Source organism: Escherichia sp. E14V7 (genome assembly GCF_004212225.1).
In the GTDB taxonomy this organism is placed as follows: Bacteria; Pseudomonadota; Gammaproteobacteria; order Enterobacterales; family Enterobacteriaceae; genus Escherichia.
Genome location: NZ_RHJJ01000006.1, coordinates 386,130 through 392,700 on the forward strand (window position 1 = coordinate 386,130; position 6,571 = coordinate 392,700).

Here is a 6,571-nt window from a genome sequence, read left to right on the forward strand (position 1 = left end):
AGCTTGTTAATAGCTAAAACGCGGCGTTATGCGGATCAGGAAATAAAGTTCAGACCTTGCTTTAACACCAGATCGCAGGCTTTGGTTTTTACCTTTTCAGCCAGAGGCGTCGTACCGATGTTATCCAGGTTAAGCTGCTGACCATCTTTGGTTTTTAGCAAACCCTGAATGCCATCCAGATAGTTGGTATCTTCTTTCTGCTCTTCGCTGTTCAGGCCCAGCTTCTCCAGGACCTGATTTTTGATATTTTCCGCATCGGTAACTGAAGCCAGCTTTTGCTTCGCGCAGTATTGCAAAATGCCTGCGGCATTGTTCATGTTGTCTGCGCTTAACGCCTGGTTGCCACTACTAAGCAGATTAGTTAATGAGGCGAGCGACCAACCGCCTTCCTGTGTGGTGCTGTTTTGGTTGCTTAACTCGCTGGCGGCGCTGGAAAGCGCATCTTTCCAGGACGCGGCATGCACCCCGGTGGAAATTAATGCGCTGGTGGCAATTGCACAGCACAGAAGGTGTTTAATAGTTTTCATCATCATTACTCAAGGTGGAATTGTGTCGCAGTATAGCGCCGGAAAGGAGGATTAATACTCTTTACCCGTTACCCGGCTACGATAGCTTTCCCAGTTAAAAATAACCCACAGACTGTTACCCAGTCGCATACGATCCATAACGCGTTCGCCCAGTAACTTGGTCATCTCTTCCATATTGCTGTTGGTCAGCATCCCGGTCGGGCGTTTGGAAGAAGAGCGGCGATCGACGATCTGGTTGATGATCACTTTTTCGTATTTCGATTCGGTCTGCACGCCGATCTCATCGATCACCAGCAGATCAACGTTGCTCAGATCGTTAAGCAGTTGTTCTTCGCTGGTACCGCTATTTCTGAAGGTATCTTTCATCGCCGACATAATATCGGCCACGGTGATGATCAATACGGACTTACCGCGTAGCAGCAGTTCGTTGCAGATTGCCGCCGCCAGATGGTTTTTGCCAGTTCCAGGCTTGCCAGAAAAGATAAAGCTGGCGATGTTGCCGTCGAACTCTTCGACATACTGGCGCGCTTTGCTCAACGCATTCATCTGCCCTTCGCACTCAACACGATAGTTCTCAAAGGAGCAGTTTTGATGCAGTGGACGAATGCCAGAGCGGTTAAAGGTTCGCTGCATTTTCATCGCCCGATTCTCGCGCTCAAGAGCGGCGGCGCGGAGCGCCCCTTGTTCTTTCTGCCATGCCAGAAGTTCTTCACCCGTTTTGAAAGCGGGTTTGATATGGGCTGGCATCATTTTTTGCAGACGTTGCATCAGGTCGCCAACGTTTTTCATCGTTACCCTCTGAATCCCGGTGGAATTTGGCTGTCAGGTTCACTGACTGTGTTCACATCTCGTTTCGTTAATCCGCCATTGCTGGCACGACCTATTTGCAGGCTGCGCGCCAGTTTTTGTTGCCACTGCACATGATGGAAGACTTTGCCTTCCGCCTGCCAATAAGCAATAAATGACGCCAGTTCTTCAGCGGTCACCGACTCTTTTAGCGCCACGCCCCATAATGCCGCCTGACGGATAAAGTCGGTATCGGGTTGCCAGTCTGGGTACATGGCGAATTTGCCCATGGGTACGGCAACGGGGGCGGCTTGCGGTTCCTGATAGAGTTGATCGTCCAGGGCCACGTCACTTCCCGGACGCGTCAGTTTTTCTTCCAACGCCAGCAGTTCAGCAAGACGCGCGGGCGTAACGGCATAAAACGCCGGGGCATTGTTGGCAAATACGGCAACCATGCCGCCTTCTGCTTTTGCCAGAACGGTTTGGTGATCGTGTACCAGGGCGTCAATACCAACGACGTCCGGGGTCAAAACTCTGGAGGACATACTGTTTCTCAATATGGAACGATGAACGAGAAGGGAGATTACTTTTATAGTAACACACGGATGAGGCCAGGCAGCCTCTCATCCATGTGCTTTAAGCGAGGCAATTTTATACGCGGGGGCGCTTGCGGTACAACCACAATCCAGGAACGGAAAGACCGATGGATAACGCGCCAACAATTGATGAAGCGGTAAGAAAGTTAGTTAACAGGGTAATCATTAACGGCTCGCTGTAACCTAACTGACTGATTTTTACCGCTGAAATCATTGCAGTATACGCCGGGATGCCCGGGAACATCGGAATGACAGCCGCCACGGTAAAGACTTTCGGGTGCGCCAGATACCAGCGCGACCACTGAATACCAATGGTGCCGACCAGTAGCGAAGCCAGAAACGTCGACCACTCAATATTGAGTCCGGTAGTCATTAAAATCATTCGCGAACCATGACCCATCGCGCCAAGCAGCGCACACCAGCGTAATGCCCGGATTGGCACGTTGAACACCATCGCAAAGCCGACCGCTGGGATTGCCGCGAGAATCATATCCTGCGCTAATGCTAATAGAAATTCGATTACACCCATCCGCGTAGCCCCCAAATTGTGAGTGCCATCACCACGCCAACGCAGGTTGCCAGTGTCAGCAGGCTGGCAATCGCCCAGCGTGCCAGTCCGGTATTTATATGACCTTTAAACATATCGGCTACAGCATTTATCAACGGAAAACCCGGCACCAGTAAAAGAACACTGGCCGCCATTGCCACAGTAGGCGTATGACTGAATGTCGGAAGTTGTAGAAGGAGGCCAGAAATTGTGGTGGCGGCGAAGGCAGTGATGCAAAAGTTTATTTGTGGATGGAGGTGGCGTTGTGCCAGTAGCTGGCGGATATACATGGCGATCATACTGGCGAAGAATGTAATCAACGCCCCATCCCAACCACCGTTATTCAGTTTACAGAAACAGGCGCAAGAGAGTCCCACCATCAAAGCGACCAGCCAACGCGGATAGCGCAGGGGATGTATTTGGCTAAAACGTTTCTCAACACCTTTGTAATCCAGCAGCTTATGTTCCGCCAGAATCACAATGTGTTGTACCTCAGTAACCATATGCATATTAATGCCGCGATCGTGGTTTTTGCGCGTAGATGTCAGACATTGACCATCTTTAATGGTGGTCAGTACGATAGCATTGGAAGAGATGGAGCTTTCAACGCAGTCCATCCCTAACGCCCGACCCAGTCGTGAAGAAAGCTCGTCAACCAGCGCGCTCTCCGCCCCGTGCTGTAAAAGAAATAATCCGCACTGGATACATAGCCGTGTAACGGCTCGCTGTTGCTCTGTTTGCATAACTCGCCCTTTGTCATAGACGCGTTGCGTATTTTTCAAAAAATGAGAACCCTTTTGTATCACGAAGCATGGCTGTTTTGACGTTGGTTAAGATCAAAATTGCGCTGATTAATCCTGGTTGCGGTGATGAGTTCGCGGAAGGGAAACGGTGCAAGTTTTGAGTGGAATAAATAATTCCATGAATATTATCATTAAAATGAATTTATTGTTTTGTTTTTACGCGTTTGAGTAATGGCCGGTGAAATCATTTTTTTCGGTTTCAGGTAAGAAATACACTTCAGTTTTTATTGGTTTTTTTCTTGATATTCTGGCTAAAGGCGTTTCATTTAACTTTTATTCGTTATTTTAAATGATATCTTAAACTGATTGATTTTGAGGATGTTGATTAAGTATTTCTAACAACATAATTTAGATATTTTAAATGTGTCAGAGGTATTTTTCCAGGTTATTATTTGATGCTAGTCTCCTGAAACATACAAAGGATTTTTTGTGTGGCTGGGGTAAACTGATATGAAGTGAATGCTAAGGATAAATTATTTGCTGAATCTATTAATTTATTGGAATTATTTAAAGGATGAATATTCTGAATAAACCATCATAATTTATAGACAGTGGATGTGGAGGATATATGTTGCCAGGATGCTGCAAAAATGGAATTGTTATCAGTAAAATACCCGTTATGCAGGCAGGGTTAAAAGAGGTCATGAGGACCCATCTCCCTGAATACGATATAACGAGTAGCACCTCTGCGGAGGAGCTGACCATATTACAATTACGTCGGGCTGGGTTAGTTATTGCCGATTTAGCCGGACAAACAGAAGACCCGCGTTCTGTTTGTGAACATTACTATTCATTGATCTCACAATACCGGGAAATTCATTGGGTTTTCATGGTTTCGCGAGCCTGGTACTCTCAGGCGGTGGAACTGCTTATGTGTCCAACTGCGACGTTACTGTCCGATATCGAGCCCATTGAGAATCTGGTCAAGACCGTTCGTTCCGGCAATGTCCATGCAGATCGCATCAGCGCCATGCTGACTTCGCCTGCAATGCCGGAAATTCAGGAATTTGGTTATCGCACCGTGATTCTTACCCTTTCTGAACGCAAGGTACTGCGGCTGTTAGGTAAAGGATGGGGCATCAACCAAATAGCTTCATTGCTTAAGAAAAGCAATAAAACCATCAGCGCACAAAAAAACAGTGCGATGCGCCGGCTGGCAATTCACAGTAACGCTGAGATGTATGCATGGATTAATAGCGCACAGGGGGCAAGGGAACTTAACTTGCCTTCTGTTTATGGAGATGCCGCGGAATGGAACACAACCGAATTAAGAAGAGAAATGTCGCACTCATAGAAAAGTGCGTCATGAGCAGTATCGGTATTGAGAGTTTATTCAGAAAGTTTGCGGGTAATCCTTATAAACTCTATACGTATACCAGCCAGGAGGCTTTTCAGGATGCTATGTCGCGGGTTTCATTTGCGGCGGTCATTTTTTCTTTTTCTGCCATGAGAACTGAGCGCAGGGAGGGATTATCTTGTCTGACTGAGTTGGCAATCAAATTTCCACGTACCCGGCGTTTGGTTATTGCGGATGATGATATTGAAGCGCGGTTGATTGGCTCATTATCGCCTTCTCCTTTGGATGGTGTGTTAAGTAAAGCATCAACGCTGGATGTTTTTCACCAGGAGCTGTTTCTGTCATTAAATGGCGTACGTCAGGCGACCGATCGACTGAACAACCAGTGGTATATTAATCAAAGCCGGACGCTAAGCCCGACGGAGAGGGAAATATTACGGTTTATGTCGCGTGGCTACTCAATGACGCAAATTGCTGAACAGCTTAAACGGAATATAAAAACGATCCGCGCGCATAAATTTAATGTGATGTCGAAACTGGGTGTCAGTTCTGATGCCGGATTGCTTGAGGCGGCAGATATTCTGTTATGTATGCGGATTTCAGAAACAAGTAATGTGTTGCATCCATATTAATCTACTTAATGCCGGGTTTATCCTCCCGGCAGTGTGCTTATTTCAGCGTGCAATCCCCACACTGTTGCACATCCGGTAAGCGATAACGCTGGCAACAGGTGCGGCGCACCAGCAGGCCGTCGCGCAGCACGACTGTGCGCCACAATGGATTATCTTCGCCGCTGGAGAGCGTTTTCTCAAAGAACAGGGCATGGCGGAGCGATTCAACTAACGCCTCGCCAAGCAACTGCTTCATCTCGGTCAGATACCAGTTAATCAAATAACCGGTATTACTCCAGATAAGTTTGCCGTTAATTTCACCTGTCGCTTCTAATGCCTGCACAACCGGAACCAGCGCCTGGCTGATTAACGTTTCCATTCGCTGCTGTGGCGAATGTGATGTTGCGTTTTTATCTTCACACACATCGACCCAGAAACAGGCAGCACGACCGGTTTCGTGAAACTCAACGTAGAAATGTTCCGCCGACACATCTAACGCTTTATCCTGCGTCAGCAGCGCCAGCATTAATGGCGGCACCATCAGGCCGATATACCATTGCGCCCACAGTGAGATCAGCGGTTTGTTCTCGCGGATCATCATTGGTTGATTGCGGTAGATATGATCGGAATAGACCGCCAGTAGAGAACTTAGCGCATTGGGAGAGGACCATTGCGCCAGCGTCATGGCACTAAGCGGGGCGGGTTCATCCAGACGGATAAACTCCAGCAAATGTTGACGATGTTCGGCGATCGTCGCGCGAACCGCTTGTGCAAGCGTGGGATCTTGCGGCTTGAGATGCGTTCGCCAGATAACATCTTCATAGAGCGGTGCGGAACGATAGGCCATAATCGTGATAGTAATCTAAATGATAATGATTGCTAATCCTAGCGATAGGTTTACCCGATAGCAAGGGATTTCTCTGGCTTGCAAATGATAAAAATTATCATATGATATTGGTTATCATTATCAATGAAAGAGATCAAACCATGTTGCAACGTATGCTGGGCAGTGGCTGGGGAGTGTTGCTGCCAGGATTGCTGATTGCAGGGCTGATGTATGCGGATTTATCGCCGGATCAGTGGCGGATTGTCATTCTGATGGGATTAGTATTGACGCCGGTGATGCTGTATCACAAACAGTTACGGCATTACGTTTTGCTACCATCGTGCCTGGCGCTTAGTGCTGGCATCATGCTGATGATAATGAATTTGAATCAGGGATGAAAAATCAAGGAAGAAACAAGAAAGGAAGTAAAGATAATTGGTGCGAGGGGGGGGACTTGAACCCCCACGTCCGTAAGGACACTAACACCTGAAGCTAGCGCGTCTACCAATTCCGCCACCTTCGCACAGTCATCTTACTTTTTGATATCGCCTCGTTTGGTGCGAGGGGGGGGACTTGGC

General features: G+C 47.8%; 9 protein-coding genes and 1 tRNA gene. 3 read left to right on the forward strand and 7 right to left on the reverse strand.

The genetic code is table 11. From position 1 onward, the window contains the following. Positions 1 to 35 precede the first annotated feature (35 nt). The 5 genes from yjjA to D9741_RS08710 form a co-directional block, all read right to left on the reverse strand. Positions 36 to 530, reverse strand: coding sequence for a DUF2501 domain-containing protein YjjA (gene yjjA / locus D9741_RS08690; protein WP_130216557.1), 495 nt, complete (start codon positions 528 to 530; stop codon positions 36 to 38). A gap of 48 nt (positions 531 to 578) precedes the next feature. Continuing rightward, entirely contained in the window at positions 579 to 1,316 is a 738-nt protein-coding gene (gene dnaC, locus D9741_RS08695; RefSeq protein WP_130216555.1) for a DNA replication protein DnaC, read from the reverse strand. A gap of 2 nt (positions 1,317 to 1,318) precedes the next feature. Next, entirely contained in the window at positions 1,319 to 1,858 is a 540-nt protein-coding gene (gene dnaT / locus D9741_RS08700) for a primosomal protein DnaT (RefSeq protein ID WP_130216553.1), read from the reverse strand. 106 nt (positions 1,859 to 1,964) lie between these two features. Next, the gene (locus D9741_RS08705; RefSeq protein ID WP_130216551.1) at positions 1,965 to 2,438 is read right to left on the reverse strand and encodes a threonine/serine exporter; all 474 of its coding nucleotides are present in this window, start codon (positions 2,436 to 2,438) and stop codon (positions 1,965 to 1,967) included. Further along, the gene (locus D9741_RS08710) at positions 2,429 to 3,199 is read right to left on the reverse strand and encodes a threonine/serine exporter ThrE family protein (protein ID WP_130216549.1); all 771 of its coding nucleotides are present in this window, start codon (positions 3,197 to 3,199) and stop codon (positions 2,429 to 2,431) included. The genes D9741_RS08705 and D9741_RS08710 overlap by 10 nt, the downstream gene beginning before the upstream one ends. 628 nt (positions 3,200 to 3,827) lie before the next feature. On the opposite strand from D9741_RS08710, the gene D9741_RS08715 reads away from it, so the two are divergent. Both D9741_RS08715 and bglJ read left to right on the forward strand, forming a co-directional pair. Further along, positions 3,828 to 4,553, forward strand: a complete 726-nt coding sequence (locus D9741_RS08715; protein ID WP_130216547.1) for a response regulator transcription factor — start codon at positions 3,828 to 3,830, stop codon at positions 4,551 to 4,553. Beyond that, positions 4,511 to 5,188 (forward strand): DNA-binding transcriptional activator BglJ, encoded by a 678-nt coding sequence (bglJ, locus tag D9741_RS08720; protein WP_130204762.1) that lies wholly within the window; start codon positions 4,511 to 4,513, stop codon positions 5,186 to 5,188. Before D9741_RS08715 ends, bglJ begins: the two co-directional genes overlap by 43 nt. Before the next feature lie 37 nt (positions 5,189 to 5,225). Here bglJ and fhuF read toward each other — a convergent pair whose 3' ends face one another. Then, on the reverse strand, positions 5,226 to 6,014 hold the full coding sequence (gene fhuF, locus D9741_RS08725; protein WP_130216545.1) for a siderophore-iron reductase FhuF: 789 nt from the start codon (positions 6,012 to 6,014) through the stop codon (positions 5,226 to 5,228). A gap of 140 nt (positions 6,015 to 6,154) precedes the next feature. On the opposite strand from fhuF, the gene D9741_RS08730 reads away from it, so the two are divergent. Continuing rightward, positions 6,155 to 6,391, forward strand: a complete 237-nt coding sequence (locus tag D9741_RS08730) for a DUF1435 domain-containing protein (RefSeq protein ID WP_130216543.1) — start codon at positions 6,155 to 6,157, stop codon at positions 6,389 to 6,391. Positions 6,392 to 6,429: 38 nt separating this feature from the next. Here the strand turns inward: D9741_RS08730 and D9741_RS08735 are convergent. Further along, positions 6,430 to 6,516 (reverse strand) — tRNA-Leu (locus D9741_RS08735). Positions 6,517 to 6,571 lie beyond the last annotated feature (55 nt).